This window comes from Streptomyces sp. NPDC053427 (assembly GCF_044544985.1).
GTDB lineage: Bacteria > Actinomycetota > Actinomycetes > Streptomycetales > Streptomycetaceae > Streptomyces.
This window is the reverse complement of the sequence record NZ_JBITYA010000004.1, coordinates 606,658-625,606: the sequence shown is the minus strand read 5'-3', so window position 1 is coordinate 625,606 and position 18,949 is coordinate 606,658. Positions and strand designations below refer to the sequence as shown.

20 protein-coding genes are annotated in these 18,949 nt (G+C 71.0%); 11 read left to right on the top strand and 9 right to left on the bottom strand.

Translation table 11 applies throughout. The features are described from left to right. The first annotated feature begins 26 nt into the window (after positions 1 to 26). Entirely contained in the window at positions 27 to 392 is a 366-nt protein-coding gene (locus ACIGWZ_RS14525) for a hypothetical protein (RefSeq protein WP_400064266.1), read from the top strand. Positions 393 to 554: 162 nt separating this feature from the next. Here the strand turns inward: ACIGWZ_RS14525 and ACIGWZ_RS14520 are convergent, their stop codons facing one another. Together ACIGWZ_RS14520 and ACIGWZ_RS14515 are read right to left on the bottom strand one after the other, a co-directional pair. Next, a complete protein-coding gene (locus tag ACIGWZ_RS14520) occupies positions 555 to 1,529 on the bottom strand; it encodes a phospholipid scramblase-related protein (RefSeq protein WP_400064264.1) in 975 nt (324 codons plus the stop codon). A 227-nt stretch (positions 1,530 to 1,756) separates the two neighbouring features. Further along, positions 1,757 to 2,581: an NAD(P)H-binding protein gene (locus ACIGWZ_RS14515; protein WP_400064262.1), complete on the bottom strand. Its 825-nt coding sequence runs from the start codon at positions 2,579 to 2,581 to the stop codon at positions 1,757 to 1,759. Between the two features lie 69 nt (positions 2,582 to 2,650). Here ACIGWZ_RS14515 and ACIGWZ_RS14510 point away from each other — a divergent pair, with 69 nt between their 5' ends. Then, positions 2,651 to 3,073, top strand: a complete 423-nt coding sequence (locus tag ACIGWZ_RS14510; RefSeq protein WP_400064260.1) for a winged helix-turn-helix transcriptional regulator — start codon at positions 2,651 to 2,653, stop codon at positions 3,071 to 3,073. 57 nt (positions 3,074 to 3,130) lie between these two features. On the opposite strand, the gene ACIGWZ_RS14505 is transcribed toward ACIGWZ_RS14510, so the two are convergent. Next, complete coding sequence (locus tag ACIGWZ_RS14505; protein WP_400064258.1) at positions 3,131 to 4,138, bottom strand: aldo/keto reductase; 1,008 nt, start codon at positions 4,136 to 4,138, stop codon at positions 3,131 to 3,133. Positions 4,139 to 4,297: 159 nt separating this feature from the next. On the opposite strand from ACIGWZ_RS14505, the gene ACIGWZ_RS14500 reads away from it, so the two are divergent. Continuing rightward, complete coding sequence (locus ACIGWZ_RS14500) at positions 4,298 to 5,188, top strand: helix-turn-helix transcriptional regulator (protein WP_400064256.1); 891 nt, start codon at positions 4,298 to 4,300, stop codon at positions 5,186 to 5,188. Between the two features lie 17 nt (positions 5,189 to 5,205). Here the strand turns inward: ACIGWZ_RS14500 and ACIGWZ_RS14495 are convergent, their stop codons facing one another. Then, positions 5,206 to 6,024 carry a class I SAM-dependent methyltransferase gene (locus tag ACIGWZ_RS14495; RefSeq protein WP_400064255.1) on the bottom strand — a complete coding sequence of 273 codons (819 nt, stop codon included), beginning with the start codon at positions 6,022 to 6,024 and terminating at the stop codon, positions 5,206 to 5,208. Between the two features lie 156 nt (positions 6,025 to 6,180). Between ACIGWZ_RS14495 and mshA the strand changes: the two genes are divergently transcribed. From mshA to ACIGWZ_RS14480, 3 genes are all read left to right on the top strand, one after another. Beyond that, a complete protein-coding gene (gene mshA, locus ACIGWZ_RS14490; protein WP_400064253.1) occupies positions 6,181 to 7,578 on the top strand; it encodes a D-inositol-3-phosphate glycosyltransferase in 1,398 nt (465 codons plus the stop codon). A 67-nt stretch (positions 7,579 to 7,645) separates the two neighbouring features. Beyond that, positions 7,646 to 8,134: a YbjN domain-containing protein gene (locus tag ACIGWZ_RS14485; RefSeq protein WP_400064461.1), complete on the top strand. Its 489-nt coding sequence runs from the start codon at positions 7,646 to 7,648 to the stop codon at positions 8,132 to 8,134. 95 nt (positions 8,135 to 8,229) lie between these two features. Then, on the top strand, positions 8,230 to 8,583 hold the full coding sequence (locus tag ACIGWZ_RS14480) for a hypothetical protein (protein ID WP_400064251.1): 354 nt from the start codon (positions 8,230 to 8,232) through the stop codon (positions 8,581 to 8,583). Here ACIGWZ_RS14480 and ACIGWZ_RS14475 read toward each other — a convergent pair. Then, the gene (locus ACIGWZ_RS14475) at positions 8,556 to 9,281 is read right to left on the bottom strand and encodes a TetR/AcrR family transcriptional regulator C-terminal domain-containing protein (RefSeq protein ID WP_400064249.1); all 726 of its coding nucleotides are present in this window, start codon (positions 9,279 to 9,281) and stop codon (positions 8,556 to 8,558) included. The two genes, ACIGWZ_RS14480 and ACIGWZ_RS14475, sit on opposite strands and share 28 nt — an antisense overlap. Positions 9,282 to 9,379: 98 nt before the next feature. On the opposite strand from ACIGWZ_RS14475, the gene ACIGWZ_RS14470 reads away from it, so the two are divergent. Continuing rightward, complete coding sequence (locus ACIGWZ_RS14470) at positions 9,380 to 9,865, top strand: ester cyclase (protein WP_400064247.1); 486 nt, start codon at positions 9,380 to 9,382, stop codon at positions 9,863 to 9,865. Between the two features lie 59 nt (positions 9,866 to 9,924). Here the strand turns inward: ACIGWZ_RS14470 and ACIGWZ_RS14465 are convergent, their stop codons facing one another. Then, entirely contained in the window at positions 9,925 to 11,286 is a 1,362-nt protein-coding gene (locus ACIGWZ_RS14465; protein ID WP_400064245.1) for an MDR family MFS transporter, read from the bottom strand. 209 nt (positions 11,287 to 11,495) lie between these two features. Here ACIGWZ_RS14465 and ACIGWZ_RS14460 point away from each other — a divergent pair, with 209 nt between their 5' ends. After that, positions 11,496 to 12,257, top strand: a complete 762-nt coding sequence (locus tag ACIGWZ_RS14460; protein WP_400064243.1) for a phosphoglyceromutase — start codon at positions 11,496 to 11,498, stop codon at positions 12,255 to 12,257. Positions 12,258 to 12,286: 29 nt separating this feature from the next. On the opposite strand, the gene ACIGWZ_RS14455 is transcribed toward ACIGWZ_RS14460, so the two are convergent. Beyond that, entirely contained in the window at positions 12,287 to 12,496 is a 210-nt protein-coding gene (locus tag ACIGWZ_RS14455; protein ID WP_400064241.1) for a hypothetical protein, read from the bottom strand. A 485-nt stretch (positions 12,497 to 12,981) separates the two neighbouring features. After that, on the bottom strand, positions 12,982 to 13,659 hold the full coding sequence (phoU, locus tag ACIGWZ_RS14450) for a phosphate signaling complex protein PhoU (RefSeq protein ID WP_400064239.1): 678 nt from the start codon (positions 13,657 to 13,659) through the stop codon (positions 12,982 to 12,984). A gap of 476 nt (positions 13,660 to 14,135) precedes the next feature. Here phoU and ACIGWZ_RS14445 point away from each other — a divergent pair, with 476 nt between their 5' ends. After that, positions 14,136 to 15,407: a sensor histidine kinase gene (locus ACIGWZ_RS14445; RefSeq protein ID WP_400064237.1), complete on the top strand. Its 1,272-nt coding sequence runs from the start codon at positions 14,136 to 14,138 to the stop codon at positions 15,405 to 15,407. After that, positions 15,404 to 16,084 (top strand): response regulator transcription factor, encoded by a 681-nt coding sequence (locus ACIGWZ_RS14440; protein ID WP_006603892.1) that lies wholly within the window; start codon positions 15,404 to 15,406, stop codon positions 16,082 to 16,084. The genes ACIGWZ_RS14445 and ACIGWZ_RS14440 overlap by 4 nt, the downstream gene beginning before the upstream one ends. A gap of 171 nt (positions 16,085 to 16,255) precedes the next feature. On the opposite strand, the gene ACIGWZ_RS14435 is transcribed toward ACIGWZ_RS14440, so the two are convergent. Beyond that, positions 16,256 to 16,912: a DUF461 domain-containing protein gene (locus tag ACIGWZ_RS14435; protein ID WP_400064235.1), complete on the bottom strand. Its 657-nt coding sequence runs from the start codon at positions 16,910 to 16,912 to the stop codon at positions 16,256 to 16,258. A 1,202-nt stretch (positions 16,913 to 18,114) separates the two neighbouring features. Between ACIGWZ_RS14435 and ACIGWZ_RS14430 the strand changes: the two genes are divergently transcribed. After that, the gene (locus ACIGWZ_RS14430; protein ID WP_003953493.1) at positions 18,115 to 18,597 is read left to right on the top strand and encodes a CarD family transcriptional regulator; all 483 of its coding nucleotides are present in this window, start codon (positions 18,115 to 18,117) and stop codon (positions 18,595 to 18,597) included. Positions 18,598 to 18,949 lie beyond the last annotated feature (352 nt).

The following is an 18,949-nucleotide window of genomic DNA, read 5'->3' as shown; positions in this document are numbered from 1 at the left end:
CATCCGCTCGAGCTATCGGAGATGACATGCGCAAGGTTCGCAAGGCTGCCCTCGTGGTTGCCGTGCTCGGCAGCGTCGGCCTCCTCGGCGCCGGCACGGCCTACGCCGGCGGCGGGACGGGCGAGGGCAACTACAGTCGCAGCCAGTCGAGCTACGAGAACTCCTACCAGCAGCAGTCGAGTGGCGGCCACCATCACGGCAAGTCGCACGGCCGCAAGGTCATCATTCGGCAGGGCGTCTCGTGCAAGCTGTTCGACGAGAACGTCGACGTACTCGGCGAGGTCGCGATCGGGCACGGCCTGTGGGGAAAGTACGGGCACAAGGGCAGGCCGGGCGTGCAGTCCACCAGGATGGGCGCGTCCTTGGGCTGCAACAACGTCATCCGCCTGTAAAAGGCCGCACCCAGGCCGCATCCGACGGGGCATGGCGCCTCCCTGCCGACCGACGCAGCCGCGCGGTCCGGGGCCCAGGTCGCCGGGCCCGGTGCGGTGCCCCGGCTCAGGGCGTGTCCGGTGGGTCGTCGGCGACTCACCGGACACGCGCTGGGCCGGCTCCTAGGCGTTTCCGTCCTTGTCCGGCCTGAGCATGGTGTTCACGGTGAGCGCGGCCGCGATGACCAGGGTGCGCAGGGGTTCCGGCAGTGGACGCAGGACCTGAAGGTGGTAGAAGTCCGAGCCGCCGATGATGTCCAGGACGAGGTCCAGCACCCCGCGGCCGATGCGGGCCACCTCGGCGCCGGTGTGGTCGGTGATCGTGAAGGTGAAGGCGTACCAGCCCTCCGCCTTGATCTGCCCGAGGGTCCGGCCTCCCGCGATCAGGTCGAAGCTGACGTGGCCGATCACCGTGTCCTGGACGATCTCGCCGACCGGAGTGCCGTCCGGCCGCTCGACCGCCACCCGGGATTTAACCACCTTGACGCCTCGGCTCAGCACCAGAAAAGGCACGCCGGCGCCGTCCCGGATCTCGAATTTCCGGGAGAGGTAGCGGTCCATGGTGCTGACGAACCGCAGCGCCTTGCGCGCGGCGTTCTGGCCGGTCTCGGCGACCGAGCCGATTTCGGCGCCGTTGCGGTCCCGCACCCCATAACTGGTGGTGATGTCCACCCACTTGAAGTCCTGCTCGACCAGCAGCAGATCGGCCGAGAGCAGCGCCTCGGGCCCGCCGCCCTTCTGCGAGTGGGGCTGCTGGAACTGGGGGTGGGGCTGTTGCTGCTGCGGGACCTGTTGTGGATAAGCCTGTTGAGCCGGGGCGGCCTGCGCGTACGGCTGCTGGGCCGGAGCCTGTTGATACGGCTGCTGGGGCTGCGCGTATGCCTGCTGCGGGTACGCCTGCTGGCCCTGTGCGTACGGCTGCTGAGTCTGTGGGTAGGCCTGCTGCGGGGGCACCGCTGCCCGGTCGGGCGCGGGGGCAGGCGTGGGGGTGGGGGGCGGCTGGGTGTGTTCGGTCCAGCGGTAGCCGTCCCACCAGCGCAAAACCGGTGCACCGTAGGGGTCCTGGTACCAACCTTGGGGAACCGCGTTCTGCGTCACGGCGCAAACCCTAAGGGCTGTCCCGTAATGCCTGGCGGGCGCACGACGACAGCTACGGCGCCTCGCCGCGTTGTCGGAACATCCGGATACGCCCAGTATCCGGAAGTCCCTCCGCCTTGCGATGCACCGCATCTGACGCCGTGCGCTGATCCACCAGGCATTACGGGACAGCCCTTAGCCACCCTGACTCTCGAACATCGAGGCGAGGGGCAACGCCGACGCCGGACCTATGCCGGTCGCGTCCCGGAGACCGTGGCGGCGTACGCCTCCAGGGCGGACTGCGGGGCCCGGCCGAGCAGTTCGCGCAGCGCGTTGTGGCCGACGCCCGTGCCGTCCAGGAAGCCGGCGGCGATCGCCGAGTACGTTCCCACCAGCATCGGCACCTGGAAGGGCAGGGCCGCCCCGGCCGCGATGATCGCTTCCCGGGTCCGGGCGAGCGAGCCGGGCGCGTACGTGCCGTCGACCGCGGCCGCCAGTTCGGCGCCGCCCAGGGGCTCCTCGCCGACGAGTTCGTAGCTGCGGCCCGTGTGGTGCTCCGGGGCGGCCGCCACGCGGGCCGCCACCTCCGCGAGATCCTCCCTGGCGACGGCGGCCAGACGTCCGTCGCCCAGCGGCGCGGAGACGGTGCCGTCGGGGCCCGGAGCGGCGATGGCGGCGAGGAATTCGGCGTACAGGCCGTTGCGCAGGATCGTCCATTGCAGAGAGCTCCGCTGGATCCTGCGCTCGGTCCAGCGGTGGGCGAGCGCGTATGCCAGGTGGTCGCCGTCGCCGCTGAGGCTGGTGTAGACGAGGTGCCGTACGTGCGCCTTCTCGGCGGCGGAGACGGCCGCTTCGTGGCGGGCGATGACGGCGTCGTCCTCGCCGTATCCGGCGGAGATCAGCAGCAGCGTGTCCACGCCGGTGAAATCGAGCGACGCCGGGTCGTCGAAGTCGACGCGGCGCTCGGCCGCGGAGCGGGGCGTGCGGGTGCCGAGCACGACGTCGTCGCGCGCCGCCAGCTTCTCGGCGACGAGCTGTCCGAGTGCGCCTGCGGCGCCGGTTACCAGAATCATGGGAAGCCCTCCTGAGCTGTGTGGTTCCATCCTCCGCAGAGGAGCTCGCGCGCATAAGGAGGCACTTTCATGTCAGCAGGGCACACCGCGGTAACCACTCCGGCGGCTGCCGGGCCGGTGATCTCCTGCGACACGCCGCAGGACGAGTGCGGTGTCCGTGACGTGCTGGACCGGCTCGGCGACAAATGGTCCGTCTACGTCGTGGTCGAACTCGCCGCCGGCGTCCGCCGTTTCAAGGAGCTCCAGCGCGCCATCCCGGGCGCCATCTCGCAGCGCATGCTCACCCTCACCGTCCGCCGCCTGGAGCGCGACGGACTGGTGAAACGCACCGTGTACGCCACCGTCCCGCCCCAGGTGGAGTACGAGCTGACCGAGACGGGCCACAGCCTCACCCACCTCGTCAAGGCCCTCGCCGACTGGTCGATCGCCCACCGGCCCGTGGTGACCGCCGCACGCGAGGCGTGGGACGCGGAGCATCCGGACCCGGTGTGAGTGGGTGGAGAGCCGGGCCCCTGACCGGCCGGGGCGGGCCGATCAGGGGTTGGGCGCTCAGCGCCGCCGCAGCGACGCGTCCGCCACGGCCGGCGGGACGTAGTAGCTGTCCGCCCGGTTGAGGTCGGTACCCGGCGGGACGATGGCGTCGATGCGGTCGAGTACGTCCGCGCTCAGGGTGACCTCGGAACCGTCCAGCAGGCTGTCGAGCTGGTCGAGGGTGCGCGGGCCGATGATGACGGAGGTGACCGCGGGGTGCGAGCGGACGAAGGCGGTCGCGAGGTGCGGGAGGGTGAGGCCGGCCTCGGCCGCGACCTTCGACAGGGCGTTGACCGCCTCGGCCTTGCGGGCGTTCTCGGGGACCGAGAGGTCGAACTTCTGCGATTCGAGGCCGGCCCGGGAGCTGGCCGTGAGGTCGCGGCCGGAGAGCCAGCCCGCGCTGAGCGGCCCCCAGGTCAGCACGCCCATGCCGTGGCGCTGCGCGGTCGGCAGCACCGCGTTCTCCACGCCCCGCGCCAGCATCGAGTACGGCGGCTGCTCGCTGCGGAAGCGCACATGGCCGCGGCGTTCGGCGGTCCAGTGGGCCTCGACGATCTGCTCGGCGGGGAAGGTCGAGCAGCCGACGGCCCGTACCTTGCCGGACCGTACGAGGTCGGAGAGCGCGCCGAGCGTCTCGTCGATGTCGGTGGTGGGGTCGGGCCGGTGCATCTGGTAGAGATCGATGTAGTCGGTGTCCAGCCGGCGCAGGCTGTCCTCCACCGCGCGGACCAGCCAACGCCGGGAGCTGCCGCTGTGGTTGGGCTCGTCGCCCATCGAGCTGACGGCCTTCGTGGCCAGGACGACGTCCTCGCGGCGTCCCTTGAGCGCCTTGCCGACGATTTCCTCGGACTCGCCCGCGGCGTACACGTCCGCGGTGTCGACGAAGTTGATGCCGGCGTCCAGCGCGCGGTGCACGATCCGTACGCAGGCGTCGTGGTCGGTGTTGCCCCAGGCGCCGAGCATCATCGTGCCCAGCGCGTACTCGCTGACCGAGATGCCGGTGCCGCCGAGGATCCTGCGCTTCATGAGCTGCTCCTTCTGCGAGTTCTCGGGGGCCGGTGCGGTGCGTGGCGTCCCCGAGGCGTGTGGGGACCACCTTGCTGGCCGTGCACGGAGCGGGCCAGGCCCGTTACAGCCTGGGTCCGGCGGAACCACCCTTCCGGCGGTGCGTCGCATACTGGGGGGATGCTGCATGCGGAAGTGGAGATCAGCTCGTTCCTCAAGGCGCGCCGCGCGGCGCTCGACCCGGCCGGGCTCGGCCTGCCCGGCGGGGTCAACCGCCGCCGGGTGCGTGGGCTGCGGCGCGAGGAGGTCGCCCAGCTCGCCGGCATCAGCGTCGATTACTACACCCGTATCGAGCAGGGGCGGGCGCCGGCGATCTCGGATTCCGTGCTGGAGGCGATTGCGCGGGCGCTGCGGCTGACCGGCGGCGAGATCACGTATCTGCGGAATGTGGCCGTGCCGCGGCGGCGGGGCGGTGCGGCGGGCGGCGGGTGTGCGCCGGGGGCGGTGCCGCCCGGTCGGACGGTACGGCCCGAGATCCGGCAGCTGCTGGACGCGATGGCGGACACGGTCCCTGCCATGATCGTCGGACGTGGCATGGACATTCTCGCCTGGAACGCGCTCGGCAGCCGGGTCGCCTTCGACCTGGAGGCGCTGGAGCCCGACCGGCGCAATTCGGCGCTGCTGGTCTTCCTGCACCCCGCGGCGCGCGAGCTGCACCCGGACTGGCAGCGGATCGCCGACGAGGTCGTCGGCAATCTGCGGGCCGAGAGCGGCCGCAATCCCGACGACCTCCGGACCTGCGAGGTCGTCACGGAACTCCTCGAGCGCAGCGCGGACTTCCGGCGGGTGTGGGAGGCGCAGGCGGTCAGCGAGTGCCTGCGCGGGACGAAGCGGATCGTGAACCCGCTGGTCGGCGAGCTCATGGTGTCGTTCGAGAGCTTCCGGCTGAGCACGGACGCGGACCAGGCGCTGGTGACGTACAGCGCGCCGCGGGGGTCGGTCACCGAGGAGCGGCTGCGGGAGCTGGCGGGCGTGGTGGCGCGGGGCACGCAGACGGTGGGCGCGGCGTAGCGGAGGGCCCGCGGGGCTCAGGCCCGCGGCGCCAGCGCCTCCCACCGGACGCTGACCTCTCCCTGGCGGCGGCGCCGCGGGTCCCCGGTCAGCGGCCAGTCCGTCGCCAGGGCGCGTACGGCGGCGAGCCAGCGCTGCCGGGCGCCCAGTGCGCCCAGCGGGGCGGCGGCCGCCCAGGCGCGGTCGAAGTCACGCAGGAAGGCGTGCACCGGCTCGCCCGGCACATTGCGGTGGATCAGCGCCTTCGGCAGGCGTTCGGCCAGGTCGGAAGGGGTGTGCAGGGAGCCGAGCCGGGTGGCGAAGGTGACCGTACGGGGGCCTTCGGGGCCCAGCGCGACCCACACATGCCGGCGCCCGATCTCGTCGCAGGTGCCCTCGACCAGCAGCCCGCCGGGCGCCAGTCGCGCGCACAGCCGCTGCCAAACGGCGGCGACCGCGTCCTCGTCGTACTGCCGCAGGACGTTCGCGGCCCGGATCAGCACCGGCGCACGCCCCGGCCCGCCGGGCAGCGGCACCTCGAAGCCGCCATGGACGAAGTCCAGCCCCGGCCGCTCGTAGGGCTGGGCGGCCGCGACCCGTGCCGGTTCGATCTCGATGCCGACCACCTGGGCGTCCGGCCGGACCGTACGCAGCCTGGCCAGCAGCTCCACCGCGGTCCAGGGGGCGGCGCCGTAGCCGAGGTCGACGGCGACGGGGTCGGTGGTGCGGCGCAGCTCGGCGCCGTGTTCGGCGGCTATCCAGCGGTCCATGCGGCGCAGGCGGTTGGGGTTGGTGGTGCCGCGGGTGACCGTTCCGACGGGACGGGGCGGTGCGGGGGCGGAGGGGCGGCGGGCCATGGCATCGAGAGTACGGGCCGAGGGGCCGCCGTCCGACCGAAGGTCACGCTTTGGCAAAGTGGCCGGAGAGTGCGTCGGACGGAAATGGATGGGCGGGCTCCGTTGTTGGAGGGGTGCGGAGGCGCACAGACCGCCCGGCCTAGGAGGTAGCTCGCAGTGAGCCAATACGTATCCCGGCTCCGCAGCCGTTCCCACGGCCCGTTCCCGGGGCAGCCGCGGTTGCGGCTCCCCGGCGTACCGCGCCGTCCGCGCCGCGTGGCGATGCTCAGCGTGCACACCTCCCCCCTGCATCAGCCCGGCACCGGCGACGCCGGCGGGATGAACGTCTACATCGTCGAGCTGGCCAAGAAGCTCGCCGCGATCAACATCGAGGTCGAGATCTTCACGCGCGCCACGACGGGCACGCTCCCGCCCGCCGTCGAGCTGGCGCCCGGCGTGCTCGTACGGCATGTGGACGCAGGTCCGTACGAGGGCCTCGCCAAGGAGGAGCTGCCCGCCCAGCTCTGCGCCTTCACGCACGGCGTGATGCAGGCCTGGGCCGGCCACCGCCCCGGGTACTACGACCTGGTCCACTCCCACTACTGGCTCTCCGGCCACGTCGGCTGGCTGGCCGCCGAGCGCTGGGGCGTCCCGCTGGTGCACGCCATGCACACCATGGCCAAGGTCAAGAACGCCGCCCTCGCCGTCGGTGACACCCCCGAGCCCGCGGCCCGGGTGATCGGCGAGACCCAGGTCGTGCGCGCCGCGGACCGCCTGATAGCGAACACCGCCGAGGAGGCGGATGAGCTGGTACGGCATTACGAGGCGGCGCCCGGCCAGGTTGCGGTGGTGCATCCGGGGGTGAACCTGGAGCGCTTCCGGCCGCTGGCCGGCGGCGGGACCGGCGCCGGCGGCGGCTCCGACGTCGCCGCGAGCCGGGCCGCCGCCCGCGCCCGCCTCGGCCTGCCGCAGGACGCGATCATCCCCCTCTTCGCCGGCCGGATACAGCCGCTGAAGGCCCCCGACATCCTGCTGCGCGCCACCGCCGCCCTGCTGGACGAGGACCCCGCGCTGCGGTCCCGTCTGGTCGTCCCCGTCGTCGGCGGCCCCAGCGGCAGCGGTCTGGCCAAGCCGGAGGGCCTGCAGAAGCTGGCCGCCCGGCTCGGTATCGCGGACCTCGTCCAGTTCCGCCCGCCGGTCGGCCAGGAGCAGCTCGCCGACTGGTACCGCGCGGCATCGGTGCTGGTCATGCCCTCGTACAACGAGTCGTTCGGGCTGGTGGCGATAGAGGCCCAGGCGTGCGGCACGCCGGTCGTCGCGGCCGCGGTCGGCGGCCTCCCGGTGGCGGTACGCGACGGCGTCAGCGGCTTCCTCGTCGCCGGACACGACCCGGCCGACTACGCCCGCGCGCTCGGCCGCTTCGTGGCGGACCCGGCGCTGTCCGTCCGGATGGGCACCGACGCCGCCCGGCACGCCCAGTCCTTCGGCTGGGACACCGCCGCCGCGGCGACCGGGGACGTCTACACCGCCGCCATGCAGGAGCACCGCCGTCACCTACGATCCCTGCATGGGTGAGATGACGGGTGATGCGGGTGCTGTCGGTGGGGACCATGAGGCGGCCGGTCGGCCCGCCGGTGGGGCGATGACCCCTATCGAGGCCATCGAGAGCACTCTCCGGGACGCCGAGCTGGAGTGGGAGTCCCCGTCCGACGGCACCTACGTCATCAAGCTCCCCGGCACCCGCAAGCTCTCCACGACCTGCTCGCTGATCGTCGGCAAGCACTCCCTTTCCATCAACGCTTTCGTCGTCCGCCACCCGGACGAGAACCACGAGGCCGTCCACCGCTGGCTCCTCGAACGCAACACCCGCCTCTACGGCGTCAGCTACGCCATCGACAAGCTGGGCGACATCTACCTCGTCGGCAAACTCCCGCTCGCCGCCGTCACCCCCGACGAACTCGACCGCATCCTCGGCACGGTCCTGGAGAACGCCGACGGCAGCTTCAACACCCTGCTGGAGATGGGCTTCGCCACGGCGATCCGCAAGGAATACGCATGGCGGGTGGCGCGCGGGGAGTCGACCCGCAATCTGGACGCGTTCGCGCATCTGACGGGACGGCCCTCCGCGTAGCATCAACTCCCCGCTGATACACCCCAGTTGGCGTTGCCCGCACCCTCCGGGAAGCGGCGCACGGGATAGCGGAAAACGGGGACGGGGGACCGGGCATGCCTGCTTCGGACGCGGTGACAAGGGCGCACGCCCCGATCGGGGAGGGGCGGAACGGCGAGGCCACGGAGGAGATCATCGCCGCCGACCCGGTCGACCTGCTCCGGGCCGTCCCCGCTACGACCATGGTGGACGCCGCATTCGACTGCGAGCCCGCGTGCCCGGAGGTCTATCGGGCGGGGCGGTGCGTGGCGACGCACGAGCAGCCCGAGGGGACCGACGTCCTCGACTGGCTACGGGAGACCGCGCCCCAACAGGACCTGCCCGGGCCCCGGTTGCCGCACGGCCACCCCGTATGCCTCTCCTCGGCGATCCACCGCTACGGCTACCGTTCGAGCGGTACGGACCGCTGATCGCGGACGGGTGCCCGGTCTCCCGTCCCGTCGCCCTCCACCTGGGCGAACCCCGCGACCAGTGCCTCGACCGCGAAGCGGAACCGCTCTTGGTCGTCCACCCCGGCACCGGTCCGTGCCGCCTCGGTGAGCAGCGGATAGCGCGTGGCGTCCAGCCGGGCCAGCCAGCCGGGCGAACCGGGGGTCCGCCCCTCCGGGTCGGCATCGTCCCCGACGCCGACCTCGCCGGCCGTGTGTCCGACGACGAACAGCGACAGCGCGTTGAGCGCGTCGACCGCCCGGCCGAGCGGAAAGCCCGCGCCGGTCAGCGCGTCCAGGCCGCGTTCCACCGCGTCCAGGCCCGCCGGGGTCACCATGGGGCGGGTCACCACCAGCGGCAGTACGCCGGGATGCCGTAGCAGCGCCGCCCGCAACGAGTCCGCGTAGCCGATCAGTTGCTCGCGCCAGGGCGTGCCCTCGGTCGCCGGTGGCAGCGCCTCGGCGAAGACCCGTTCCACCAGGCCGTCGAGGAGCGCCTCCTTGTTGGGCACGTAGTGGTAGAGCGTCATGGCCTCCACTCCCAGTGCGGCCCCGAGGCGCCTCATCGACAGGCCCCGCAGCCCCTCGCGGTCCACCAGGTCCAGCGCGGTGTCCAGCACCAACGGCCGTGACAGCCCGGCCCGTTCCCCGCGCGTCCGCTTGCCCGCCCTGCCCGTCATGCCTCGTGCCCCATCCACCGTCGCCCTTGATTTTCTTACGCCGTAAGTCCAATCTAACGGCCAAGAGATTCTTACGTCGTAAGACAGGGGTGGGACGCATGCCGACGCAGGCACACATGACCGCGAATGCCGTGAACGACGTGAACGAAGCGGTCGCCGCAATGGCCGCGAACAAAAAGGTCGTTGACGGGTTCGTCGCCGCCGTCAATGAGCGCCGGATCGACGATTTCCCCGACTTTCTGGCGCGGGACGTCATCGACCACAACAAGATCATTCACGGCGAGGAGGACCGGCCCGGCGCCGCCTTCGAGGGCTTCCGACAACAGCTGGCGGCCTTCGGCGAGTTCGTGGTGGTCGCCGATGAGCTGATCGCCGAGGGCGACGCCGTGGTCGCCCGTCTGACCGTCAGTGGCGTGCACACCGGCGCCCATCCCCGTATGCCGGAGCCCACCCACCGGGCGTTCTCGGTCGAACAGATCTGGGTCTTCACCCTGCGCGAGGGCAGGATCGCCGAGATCCGCGCGGTGAGCGACCGGCTCGGCATGTTCCTCCAGCTGGGCTGGGACTGGCCGACGGCCGACTGAGCGACGGCCCCTGGGGGCGCGGCGCACCGGGCTTCCGCGCGCGCGGCCGCCCGGCGCGGCTACGCCACCGGTTCCGCAGGCGCCGGAGCCACCCCCGCGTCCGCCGCGCTCCCTGCGCGCGCCGCGTCCGCCGCCCTGGGCCGCTGTCCGGCGACCGCCTCCGTACGGTCCTGGTCCGGCATCCGCCGCAGCAGCACCCCGTACCCCACCGCCGCCACGGTGCCGACTGCCGCGCAGGCGCCCCACAGCGCATCGGCCCCGAAGCGGTCGATCACGACGCCGCCGAGCAGCGGGGCCGCCAGCGAGGCGATGGACCAGGAGAGGGCGTACATGCCCTGGTAGCGGCCGCGGCCGTGGAGCGGGGACAGGCGGACCACCAGGCCCATCTGGGTGGGGGAGTTGATGATCTCGCCGAGGGTCCAGACGGCCACCGCGACCGCGTACATCGCCACCGAGCCGGCCAGCGCGGTCAGCCCGAACCCGTAACCGGCCAGCAGGGACGAACCGACCAGCAGCATCGCGGGGCTGCGGTGTTCTATGAAGCGGGTGACCGGGATCTGGAGCAGGACGACGAGCACGCCGTTGACCGCGATCACCAGGCCGAAGTCCGCGCTGGAGAAGCCGTCCTGACCCATCGACACCGGCATCGAGACGTACGCCTGCTGGAAGAGGAGGGCGAGGAGGAGGTTGAGGCCGACGACGGTCATGAAGCGGCCGTCGCGCAGGACGGTCAGCATCGAGACCTGAGCGGGGCCGGATCCCGAGGGCGTGCCGGGGGATTGCGGGGCCGCTTCCGGCCGGGACTCGGGGAGCTTGAAGAAGACCACCAGGGCGCAGGTCAGGACGAGGGCGGACTCGCCGAGGAAGAGTGCCAGGTAGCCGTGTTCGGCGATGAGCCCGGCGGCGGTGGAGGAGATGGCGAAGCCGAGGTTGATGGCCCAGTAGTTGAGGGAGAAGGCCCGCACCCGGTCCTCGGGGGCGACGATGTCGGCCATCATCGCCTGCACGGCGGGGCGGGAGGCGTTGGTCGCCATGCCGACCACGCCCGCCACCGCGGCGATGGCGACCGGGTTCTCCATGAAGCCGAGCAACGCCACGGACGCCGCCGTCGACAGCTGTGCGATCAGCATGGTGGGCCGGCGGCCGAGCCGGTCGGTCAGCACCCCGGCGCCGATCGACGAGACGACGCCGCCGAGGCCGTAGAGCGCGCCGACCAGGCCCGCGTAGGAGGCGGAGTAGCCGCGTTCGACGGTCAGATACAGCGCCAGGAACGTGGCGACGAAGGCGCCGAGCCGGTTGATCAGGGTGCTGGTCCACAGCCACCAGAACTGGCGGGGGAGACCGGAGACGCTCTCCGCCGCGGCTCGTCCGAGGCGGGCGAAGGGGCGGGAGGGAGGACGGGCGGGTGTGGGCGCGGACATGACAGATCCCCCGGTGAGGTGCCGCCCGTGAGGCGGGCGGCGGGTGAAAGTGGCGCTGGCGTATGTAAGTGGTGCAGCGTGCTTTCGCAACCTACATAGTGGAGCGGTGCGGCCGCTACCCAATTGACGGGAAGAGTCAAGAGTCACCGAGAAGCCCAGGTCCTGGACCCCGGCCGGGCCGTATCCGGAAGTGGATTACGCTCAAGGCCATGGCCGACGCGACGTACAAGCTGATCCTCCTCCGCCATGGCGAGAGCGAGTGGAATGCGAAGAACCTGTTCACCGGCTGGGTGGACGTCAACCTGAACGAGAAGGGCGAGAAGGAGGCGGTCCGCGGCGGAGAGCTGCTCAAGGACGCCGGCCTGCTCCCCGATGTGCTGCACACCTCCCTGCAGAAGCGCGCCATCCGCACGGCGCAGCTGGCCCTCGAGGCCGCCGACCGCCACTGGATCCCGGTCCACCGCAGCTGGCGCCTGAACGAGCGGCACTACGGGGCGCTCCAGGGCAAGGACAAGGCGCAGACCCTCGCCGAGTTCGGCGAGGAGCAGTTCATGCTGTGGCGTCGCTCGTACGACACCCCGCCGCCCGCCCTCGAGGACGGCTCCGAGTTCTCCCAGAGCGACGACCCGCGCTACGCGTCCATCCCGCCGGAGCTGCGCCCGAAGACCGAGTGCCTCAAGGACGTCGTCGTCCGCATGCTGCCGTACTGGTACGACGGCATCGTGCCGGACCTCGTCGCCGGCCGTACGGCTCTGGTCGCCGCGCACGGCAACAGCCTGCGGGCCCTGGTCAAGCACCTCGACGGGATCTCCGACGCGGACATCGCCGGCCTGAACATCCCCACCGGCATCCCGCTCGCCTACGAGCTCGACGCCGACTTCCGCCCGGTCAACCCCGGCGGCACCTACCTCGACCCGGAGGCCGCCAAGGCCGCCATCGAGGCAGTGAAGAACCAGGGCAAGAAGAAGTAACAGCGGCGAGCGCCGCCTCCGCGAGCCCTCTACCTGCGGTTTCTCCGTGGGTGGAGGGCTTTTGGCGTGTTCCGGCCGGTTTCCGAGGCCGCCAGTTCGCGGCACCAGGGGCAGTCGGCCGCCACATGGTCCCGGTCGGGGGTGTCGAGCCAGTAGGCGCCGAGGAGCTCGGGATTGATGCCGGCGCGGTATTCGTCGCGTGCGGGCGGTTCCGTGGGGGAGCGGTGCGAAGGCTTCATGCTCGGGCCAACGCTTCGGGGGCGCCGCCCGCTATGGGCGACGGCCGCTTCGCGATGCATTTGTGACAAAAGGGACCGATTGCGGCGTTTCGAGCGGGGAACGTGTGCTCGGATCGCGAGCGGACGGCTCCTGCGGTGAGCGACGCGGCGGCCCCGGCCGGCAGGGATGCCGACCGGGGCCGCGGTGTACATCGCGGTGGCTAACCGCAGCCCCCGCCGCACTGGCAGGGCCCGCCGGCCTGGCAGCCGCACTGGCAGCCAGGGCCACAGCCGCAGGCGCCGAGCAGCGGGAGCCGCGGGCGCTCGACGGCCGGCGGCGCGTCGCGCTGTGGCGTCGGGTTGGGGGAGTCCGCCATGAGTGCCATGTATTGCCTCCTAGGGGTCACCTTGGTGCCCATTGCAAGCCCCGGCGGCGAGGCGCGTCAACGGCGCGTGGAGGCACGCGTCAATGGCGCACGGTGGCGAACGGTGGCCCGGCGGGGCCGTTATGCGCCCTCCACCGGCGTCGGCGGGGCGATCTCGTCGGCGTGCTCGCCGGTGACCAGATAGACGACGCGCTTGGCCACGGAGACCGCGTGGTCCGCGAAACGCTCGTAGTAGCGGCCCAGCAGGGTCACGTCCACGGCTGTCTCGATGCCGTGCTTCCAGCGGTCGTCCATCAGGTGCTGGAAGAGGGCGCGGTGCAGGCGGTCCATCGCGTCGTCGTCCTGCTCCAGCTGGAGCGCCAGATCGACGTCCTTGGTGATGATGACCTCGCCGGCCTTGGCCATCAGGCGCTGCGCCAGCTGCCCCATCTCCAGGATGGTGGCGTGCAGATCGCGCGGCACGGCCGTCTCCGGGAAGCGCAGCCGGGCCAGCTTGGCCACATGCTGGGCCAGGTCACCGGAGCGCTCCAGGTCGGCGCTCATCCGCAGGGACGTGACGACGATCCGCAGGTCGGTGGCGACCGGCTGCTGCCGTGCCAGAAGGGCGATCGCCCGGGCCTCCAGGTCGCGCTGAAGGTCGTCGACCTTCTCGTCGGCGGCGATCACGCTCTCGGCCAGCTTGAGGTCCGCGTCGAGTATCGCCGTGGTGGCGCGCCCGATCGCGGAGCCGACGAGCCGGGCCATCTCGACCAGGCCCTCGCCGATCGAATCAAGCTCCTCGTGGTACGCGTCCCGCATCAGTGACCTTCTCTCACATCGAGTGGTATCGGGTGGTGGGGGGGGCTGCGGGGGGAACGAACGACCCTTACGTTCGGTTCCCACACTCCCACGCTCCGTGCCCGCACGGCCCGCGCTCCACCGAGCCCGACCGCCACGCGCCGGTGCGGGATCGATTCCTCACCCGCCACTCTCACCGTGCGGCCAGATCGCGACCTGCGCTCCCACCCAGAGTGAATCGCCGCCGTCGTGAAGGTGAATTCTGGGCGACATCGTCGCCGCCGCGCATCCGGCAGTACGGTACGGCGGACGGCGCCAGGGTCCTGCCCGGCGGTCGCATCGGTCTCACCAGGGGAGTCCGACGTATCCGTATGCGCCCCCTTTCGGCCCTCCGGAGTGAACCACCACCGACGCCACAGTGAACTCTGGGCGACGGGTGTTCGAGCAGACGCTCGCCGGGCTGGGGAAGTGTCCGACCTGCCGCATACGCTGGAGTCATGAACGTGGACGCGGCCGTTGCCGCAGTGGCAGCGATCGCCGGGTTGTGCACCGGTGTCTTCGCCATGCTGGCGTTCCGCTGGAGCGAGCGGGACCAGGCGAAGCCCACGCGTACGTCTTTGCACACCGACGCCGTGCTGCCGCCCGGCGTCGACACCGTCCTCTCGGTGCTCCGCTCCTCCGCCGTCGTCCTCGACGAGGCCGACGCCGTTGTCAAGGCCAGCTCCGCCGCGTACGCCCTCGGGCTGGTCCGCGGCGGCAAGCTCGCCGTCGAACCGATGATGCAGATGGCCCGCGACACCCGCCGGGACGGCGAGATACGCCAGGTCGAGCTGGACCTGCCGCGCCGCGGCACGGGCCGCGGCGACGCCCTCGCGGTCTCCGCCAGAGTCGCCCCGCTCGGCTCCCGCCTGGTCCTCCTCCTGGTCGAGGACCTCACGGAGGCCCGCCGTATAGAGGCGGTCCGGCGCGACTTCGTGGCCAACGTCAGCCATGAGCTCAAGACCCCCGTCGGCGCCCTCTCCCTCCTGTCCGAGGCCGTGATGGACGCCAGCGACGACCCGGAGGCCGTCGAGCGCTTCGCCGGCCGGATGCAGAACGAAGCCACCCGTCTGACCAACCTCGTCCAGGAGCTCATCGACCTCTCCCGGGTCCAGAACGACGACCCGCTGGAGGACGCCGAGCCGGTCCGGGTCGACGAGCTGGTCGCCGAGGCGATCGACCGCTGCCGCCAGCAGGCCGGTACGAAACAGATCACCATGGCCGCCGGCGGCACGGCCGACCTGCATGTATGGGGCAATCGCGGGCAGCTCGCCGCGGCCCTCGGCAATCTCGTCGAGAACGCCGTCAACTACTCCCCGGCACACACCCGCGTCGGCATCGCCGGCCGCCGGGTCACGGCGCCCGGGGGCGACCTGATCGAGATCGCGGTGACCGACCAGGGCATCGGGATCTCCGAGAAGGACCGGGACCGCGTCTTCGAGCGGTTCTACCGAGTGGACCCGGCGCGCTCGCGCGCCACCGGCGGGACCGGCCTCGGCCTCGCCATCGTCAAGCACGTGGCCGCCTCCCACGGCGGAGAGGTCACGGTGTGGAGCGCTGAGGGACAGGGCTCCACCTTCACCCTGCGTCTCCCCGAAGCCGGCGCCGTACGCGACCGCGAACGGCCCGCAGATCTCGATACCGCGGAGGGCCTCGACGACGAGGACCGCCCGTACGAGACCTTCAACGAACCGCTCCCTGCTCACCCCGCCCCGGAGGTCCTTCCGTGACCCGAGTGCTTGTCGTCGAGGACGAGGAATCGTTCAGCGATGCACTGTCGTACATGCTCCGCAAGGAGGGTTTCGAGGTCGCCATCGCGGCTACGGGCCCCGACGGACTGGACGAGTTCGAGCGCAACGGCGCCGACCTGGTCCTGCTGGACCTGATGCTGCCGGGTCTGCCCGGCACCGAGGTCTGCCGCCAGCTGCGTGGCCGCTCCAACGTCCCGGTCATCATGGTGACCGCCAAGGACAGCGAGATCGACAAGGTCGTCGGCCTGGAAATAGGAGCCGACGACTACGTCACCAAGCCCTTCTCCTCCCGCGAACTGGTCGCCCGCATCCGCGCGGTGCTGCGCCGCCGCGGCGAGCCGGAGGAGGTCACCCCGCAGGCCCTGGAGGCCGGCCCGGTCCGGATGGACGTGGACCGCCACGTCGTCACGGTCTCCGGCGGCAAGGTGGACCTGCCGCTCAAGGAGTTCGACCTCCTGGAGATGCTGCTGCGCAATGCGGGCCGGGTGCTGACCCGTATGCAGCTCATCGACCGGGTCTGGGGCGCCGACTACGTGGGCGACACCAAGACCCTGGACGTGCACGTCAAGCGGCTGCGCGCCAAGATCGAGCCGGACCCGGGCGCGCCGCGGTATCTGGTCACGGTCCGCGGCCTGGGCTACAAGTTCGAGCCGTAGGCCATGCCCGGCAACAACAGCGGATTAGCCGGTGACGCGTCAGGGCGCCCCTCCAGACCGGAGGGGCGCCCTGCTACGTACTGCGGCGGTCGGCCACGTACTGCGGCCGCTCGACGGCTCGGCCCGGCCGAGGTGATCGGGCCGCTGCCGTGATGCTTTGACCGGCGTGGCTCAGTGACCGGCGTGCGCCGACTGCGAGGCCTCGCCGGACGGCGTGCCCGACTCCGAGGGCGTGCCCGACTCGGACGGGTTCGCGGAGGTGGAGGGCTTGCCGGACTCCGAGGGGGATGCCGAGGTGGAAGGCTTGGGCATCTGGGTGGGGCCGTAGCCCTCGAAGTAGTTCTTCGCCGGGACGACAAAGGCGCCGATCTGCACCTTGCCGGTGGAGCTGAGGCTGAACGTCAGCTGCTGGAGGTTCCCGTCCTGGACGGACTCGCGCCCGCTCGCCAGGACGGCCGAGGCGTTGCCCGCGCCGCCGATCACGACGGAACCGCCGGCCGGCACGGTGATCGGGCCCGCCGCACCCTTGGCGGGCGCCAGCTTGGCCGCGGTGCCGCTGCCGTTGAGGGTGATCGCGGTCAGCTTCTGGTCCTCGCTGCCGCTGTTGAACAGGGTCGCGCTGATCACGGCCGGGCCCTTGGCGTTCACGTCGGGCTGCGTGATCACATTCGCGTTCTGGATCTTGATGTCGCCGACGGAGGTCGCGGCGTTGTCCGGCTTGACCTGCAGCGTCTGCGCGTCGCCCCCGGCCCCGCAGGCGGACAGCGAGACGACGGACAGCGAGAGGACGGTAGCGGCGAGGACGCCGCGTCGAAGGCTGCGGCTCACGGCGGCGGCATCTCCTTGACGAGCTACGGCGGCCGAACTTCGTGCCCGGTCGCGGATGGGCGGCTGGGGCGGCGTTGCGTGCGCGTCATGGCGACGGGCACGTAAAGCCCCCCTAAGGGTGTGTCAGCGCCGCTAGGTTACCGAGCCGTCCTCGCGCCGCCGCACCCGACCCGCCCCCAGCGCGATCACGCTCCCCGCTAAGGGCTGTCCCGTAATCCCTGGCGGGCGCACGACGACAGCTACGGCACCTCGCCGCGTTGTCGGAACGTCCGGATACGCCCAGTATCCGGACGTCCCTCCGCCTTGCGATGCACCGCATCTGACGCCGTGCACTGATCCACCAGGGATTACGGGACAGCCCTTAGGGGTTCCGTGCACCATTCCGTGGGCCGCACCGGAGGCGTTTCCGCGCCTCGCCCGCGGGATCCGCCCCACGCCCCGTCCCGCCGCCTCCCGCGCCCCCGCCCCGCCCCCTTTCCGGGGAAGCCCTCGAGAAGCCCGAGGAACCGCCACGGAGGCGCCAGGGCGGCCCCTGACGAAGTCCCTGGTGAAGATCCCGGCGAAGTCCCTGGTGAAGTCCCCGGTAATGAGCACGCGAAGGGTCACCCGGCGGAACACGGCCGATCACGCGACGGATCGGCCGACAGGTCAACGGAACAGATCAACACGACCGACCGACGGCGCGGATCCGGATCCCTTCCCGGCGTGTCCCGAGAACTCTCTTTGAATATTCCTCAAGCGGACCCGACACCAAGACTCGACCAAGAGACCACCAAGATCCGAGCGGGTGGCGACGGCTCTGTTTCCCCCTGTTTCCCCCGGTGAAAAGCGGTATTCGCAGGGAATGCGGACACGCCCCGTAAATTGATCACCGCGCCCCGCCGCCGGTCGAAGATCAATTCAAAGAATCGAGCCGGGGCCGTCCGCGAGCAACCGAACGGAGTAGCTGAAGTCGCTCATACGGATCGCCGCAAAACGGGACGTTCGGCTTGTTGATCGCCGTGTTCCGGGTGTGCGACGGGCGCGTTTCCGCTCACCTGTGAAGCCCCTCCCACCTGCGGATACCCGCACAACGGGACCCCTCGCAGCACGTTCCGACCGCTGTTGTCAAGCCCCGAGATATGCCCTGACCTGCGAAAACGCCATTCAGAACGGCCCGTTCCCGTGTTAGCATGGATAGCCACGGAAGGGGTACCTGTCACATGACGTTCAAGGTTGGCGACACCGTGGTCTATCCCCATCACGGGGCCGCGCTGATCGAGGCCATCGAAACTCGCCAGATCAAAGGCGTGGACAAGACCTACTTGGTGCTGAAGGTCGCCCAGGGCGACTTGACTGTTCGTGTGCCAGCGGACAATGCGGAGTTCGTCGGCGTACGCGACGTGGTTGGTCAAGACGGGCTGGACCGGGTCTTCGAGGTGCTGCGTGCACCGTATGCCGAAGAGCCGACGAACTGGTCTCGTCGCTACAAGGCAAATCTCGAGAAGCTCGCTTCGGGCGATGTCATCAAGGTCGCCGAGGTGGTTCGCGACCTGTGGCGTCGTGAGCGCGAGCGCGGGCTCTCCGCCGGTGAGAAGAGGATGCTTGCGAAGGCGCGCCAGATTCTGGTGAGTGAGCTCGCCCTCGCGGAGAACACCAACGAAGACAAGGCCGAGGCTCTGCTCGACGAGGTCCTCGCGTCCTGAAGACGCACAAGGTACAAGCACGCAACGTCAATCAAGAGCAGCGCCCTATCGGTCTTGATATGACGTGATGCGACGTAGCAATGCCGCGGTGCCCGAGTGACGACCGTCTCCCCGATGGAGAGGTCTGTTGCCGGGCGCTGCGGCATATCTACGGCAATTCTGCGACGTACAGCAAGACGTACAGCAATTTCTGCGACGTACGAACCGGATGGGAAGTGGCGGAAGCCCGTCGTACGCACCTGTGGCGTCGACGGCTCGGGCAGTCGCCTCGACCGCTGTCACGGAAGGGTCCGGTCAAGGCGTCGCACCCGGCACTCCCCCGGCCCTGCGAGCGGGGGGTACCTCCAGGCCA

Coding starts and splice junctions, on each gene's coding strand:
- ACIGWZ_RS14525 (WP_400064266.1), top strand. CDS start 27: ATGCGCAAGGTTCGCAAGGCTGCCCTCGTGGTTGCCGTGCTCGGCAGC.
- ACIGWZ_RS14515 (WP_400064262.1), bottom strand. CDS start 2,581: ATGATTCTGGTAACCGGCGCCGCAGGCGCACTCGGACAGCTCGTCGCC.
- ACIGWZ_RS14510 (WP_400064260.1), top strand. CDS start 2,651: ATGTCAGCAGGGCACACCGCGGTAACCACTCCGGCGGCTGCCGGGCCG.
- ACIGWZ_RS14505 (WP_400064258.1), bottom strand. CDS start 4,138: ATGAAGCGCAGGATCCTCGGCGGCACCGGCATCTCGGTCAGCGAGTAC.
- ACIGWZ_RS14500 (WP_400064256.1), top strand. CDS start 4,298: ATGCTGCATGCGGAAGTGGAGATCAGCTCGTTCCTCAAGGCGCGCCGC.
- ACIGWZ_RS14495 (WP_400064255.1), bottom strand. CDS start 6,024: ATGGCCCGCCGCCCCTCCGCCCCCGCACCGCCCCGTCCCGTCGGAACG.
- ACIGWZ_RS14485 (WP_400064461.1), top strand. CDS start 7,646: ATGACCCCTATCGAGGCCATCGAGAGCACTCTCCGGGACGCCGAGCTG.
- ACIGWZ_RS14480 (WP_400064251.1), top strand. CDS start 8,230: ATGCCTGCTTCGGACGCGGTGACAAGGGCGCACGCCCCGATCGGGGAG.
- ACIGWZ_RS14475 (WP_400064249.1), bottom strand. CDS start 9,281: ATGACGGGCAGGGCGGGCAAGCGGACGCGCGGGGAACGGGCCGGGCTG.
- ACIGWZ_RS14470 (WP_400064247.1), top strand. CDS start 9,380: ATGCCGACGCAGGCACACATGACCGCGAATGCCGTGAACGACGTGAAC.
- ACIGWZ_RS14465 (WP_400064245.1), bottom strand. CDS start 11,286: ATGTCCGCGCCCACACCCGCCCGTCCTCCCTCCCGCCCCTTCGCCCGC.
- ACIGWZ_RS14460 (WP_400064243.1), top strand. CDS start 11,496: ATGGCCGACGCGACGTACAAGCTGATCCTCCTCCGCCATGGCGAGAGC.
- ACIGWZ_RS14455 (WP_400064241.1), bottom strand. CDS start 12,496: ATGAAGCCTTCGCACCGCTCCCCCACGGAACCGCCCGCACGCGACGAA.
- phoU (WP_400064239.1), bottom strand. CDS start 13,659: ATGCGGGACGCGTACCACGAGGAGCTTGATTCGATCGGCGAGGGCCTG.
- ACIGWZ_RS14445 (WP_400064237.1), top strand. CDS start 14,136: ATGAACGTGGACGCGGCCGTTGCCGCAGTGGCAGCGATCGCCGGGTTG.
- ACIGWZ_RS14430 (WP_003953493.1), top strand. CDS start 18,115: ATGACGTTCAAGGTTGGCGACACCGTGGTCTATCCCCATCACGGGGCC.